This is a genomic window from Chamaesiphon sp. VAR_69_metabat_338, assembly GCF_031423935.1.
GTDB lineage: Bacteria > Cyanobacteriota > Cyanobacteriia > Cyanobacteriales > Chamaesiphonaceae > Chamaesiphon.
Genome location: NZ_JANPGM010000313.1, coordinates 1 through 2856, shown reverse-complemented (window position 1 = coordinate 2856; position 2856 = coordinate 1). Strand labels below are relative to the sequence as shown.

2 protein-coding genes are annotated in these 2856 nt (G+C 48.1%); both read right to left on the bottom strand.

Translation table 11 applies throughout. The features are described from left to right. Positions 1-140: 140 nt before the first annotated feature. Complete coding sequence (locus RMO84_RS09025; RefSeq protein ID WP_310488146.1) at positions 141-1031, bottom strand: CbiQ family ECF transporter T component; 891 nt, start codon at positions 1029-1031, stop codon at positions 141-143. 122 nt (positions 1032-1153) lie between these two features. Continuing rightward, on the bottom strand, positions 1154-2521 hold the full coding sequence (der, locus tag RMO84_RS09020) for a ribosome biogenesis GTPase Der (protein WP_310488145.1): 1368 nt from the start codon (positions 2519-2521) through the stop codon (positions 1154-1156). Between the last annotated feature and the right edge of the window lie 335 nt (positions 2522-2856).

Sequence of the window (2856 nt, the reverse complement as noted above, 5' to 3'; positions counted from 1 at the left end):
CGCTAGGCGGGAACCTCAGCGCGATTTGGGTCGCTAAACCCTCGGGAAACCCGTAGACGTTGGCGAAGCCTCTCCGTAGGAGATACGAAGCGAGGCGTGTCGCAGACGGAGCGCGCATCCGCTAAAACCTAAAGCCTAATTCAAGCAAATTGACCCCCAACAATAAATCTAGCGACCCAAAATAAACAGAGCACGAACATGGCAAATATGTCAGCTTTACCTAACTTTAATTGATGCCATTCGACTTTGTGAGTATTGGGAGTCGTGAAGCCGCGAACTTGCATGGCGATCGCAATTTGATGGGCGCGGCTGAGGAGGTTTTCGAGGATTTTTTCGGATACTGTCAGCCACACTTTGGCACTATTTTTAAGTCCTAGCTTTTGCCAATCGATCGCGCGAGTATAGACCGATCTCACTAAGTTTTGGATCTCTTCTAGTACCAAGGGAATAAAGCGGAGTGAGAGGGTCAGCGTCAGCATAATCTCAGTTACCGGCACATTCCAGCGACGGAGCGGTGACATCAACCGATCTAATCCGGCGGTAACTTCTTCGGGAGAAGTAGTCAGCAGATAAACCGTCGCACTGTAGATCGATGTAAAGATTAACGTACTGGCATAAATCGCATTATCTAGCGATTTTTTAGTAATTTTGAGATGGATGATGCCGCCATCAATTTTGAATAAAACATATTGATAAGGTTGGACGATTTCTACACCAGCATCGGCAGGCGATCGCACTTGCTGAGTAACATTAATGCTATCTGGCGCAAACATGCCCACCACAAAAATTGCCCCACCAAATAGCAGTAGCCATCCCATCTGTGGTTTGAGCGCGCGCCAGGGAATACCCGCCAGCAAACTAATCAGGACTAGTAACACGACTAAACCTAATTTCCAACTCGCACTCGCCAAGATTGGTGCTAATAAAAAGCTCAATAGCCAGCCAAGTTTCACTCGCGGATCGAGCCGATGCAGCCAAGTAACTGGCTGTTCTAAATATAATCCAATGGGCAGGGAGCGGAGTAAATCCATCTATTAGGGGATAGGGGAAAGGGGAAAGGGGATAGGGTTTCGAGGAACAGAAGATAGAGATATAACTTAGGACGCAAGCGTCTTAATATTATCCCTATTCCCTATTCCCTATCCCCTATTCCCTACTTAGCTGCTTTGACTCTAGTCGCGCGGTTGACGATTTTCTCGCCTTCGCGTTGTTTCTTCCCGCGCCAGAGCAGGCGGAGGGGAGTACCGGCAAAGCCGAGTTGCGTCCGAAATTGGTTTTCGATGTACCGACGGTAGTTATCATTAAACCGCGAAGGGTCGTTGACGAACAAGGCAATCGTCGGTGGTTGGCTGCTGACTTGAGTGCCGTAGTAGATTTTACCCTGTTTGCCTTGACGAGTAACTAGGGGATTGTGCCAAGTTGTAGACTCTTCCAAGACTTCGTTGATAACAGCGGTACTGACGCGACGACGGTGTTGTTCGACGGCACGATCGACTATTTCCAAGATTTTATCAACGCGTTGTCCGGTAAGCGCGCTGACAAAGATACTTTCCGCCCATTCGGTGAAGGCAAGGCGGGTATTTAGCTGGGCTTGGTAGTCATAAATGGTGTAGGAATCTTTTTCGACTGCATCCCATTTATTGACGACAATGACACAGGCGCGTCCTTCTTCGGCAATCCGTCCGGCTAATTTTTGATCTTGCTCGGTGACGCCATCCTCGGCATTGAGTACTAGCAGCACGACGTCGCAGCGATCGATCGCTTTAAAAGCGCGGTTGATCCCAAAAAATTCCGGCCCGTAATCGACGTTTTTCTTGCGGCGAATGCCAGCAGTATCGATCAACCGATAATTTTTTTCATTCCGCGTAATTACCGTATCGATCGCATCGCGGGTAGTTCCCGAAATCGGACTGACGATCGATCGATTTTCACCGAGGAAAGAATTCAGCAGACTGGATTTGCCGACATTCGGACGACCGATAATCGCAATCCGGACTTCTGGCTCATCCACTTCCTCCATGACGGGTAAATGGAGAATTAATTCATCTAATAATTCTCCCGTACCGCTGCCGTGAATGCTAGAAACCGGATAAGGTTCGCCAATTCCCAACTTCCAAAAATCGGCAGTTTGCATCGAGCCAACTGTTTCTGATTCGCATTTATTGACAGCAACAAATACAGGGATTTTTTGTACCCGCAACCACGAAGCAATTTCTTCGTCCCCACCAGTAATTCCCTGTTGTCCGTCTACCACAAATATCGCCGCACTTGCCTGCGATAGAGCCGTCATCGCCTGTTCGCGAATTAACGGTAAAAATTCAGTTTCGTCATCGAATACGAGTCCACCCGTATCGACGACCACAAACTCACGATCTTGCCAAAATGCCCGTCGATATGTACGATCGCGGGTTACTCCTGGCTCATCATGCACGATCGATTCCCGTGCGCCCGCCAACCGATTGACGAGTGTGGATTTACCCACGTTGGGACGACCTATAATAGCAACGATCGGCAGCGACATAAAATTCTGAACACAAGAGAGCAATATTATAGTGTATCGCGATCGGGATAAACCTGTCGGATATTTTAGTAGGTATATTGCCTCACAATGGCGACACTTTTTGTTACTTTAGTTACGCTCGATCGCAGATCGAAATTTCTCCTCAAAAAGTATTCAATCGCGACCGCAACTCAATCGTTTGAATTGAGATCTTTAGGGTACCCACGAGGGCAGTGGTGTCAACTTAAGCCTCAAAGTGGCGTTAAAGTAGAGAAAAGAGGAATCAGGAGGAGCAGATGAAAGGTCACTCCGTCAACCAAAAAAATCCCGACTTGCGCCGCCAAGTTCAGATGCCA

Excerpts from the sequence above, each read along its gene's own strand:
- RMO84_RS09025 (WP_310488146.1), bottom strand. The coding sequence starts at position 1,031 with ATGGATTTACTCCGCTCCCTGCCCATTGGATTATATTTAGAACAGCCA.
- der (WP_310488145.1), bottom strand. The coding sequence starts at position 2,521 with ATGTCGCTGCCGATCGTTGCTATTATAGGTCGTCCCAACGTGGGTAAA.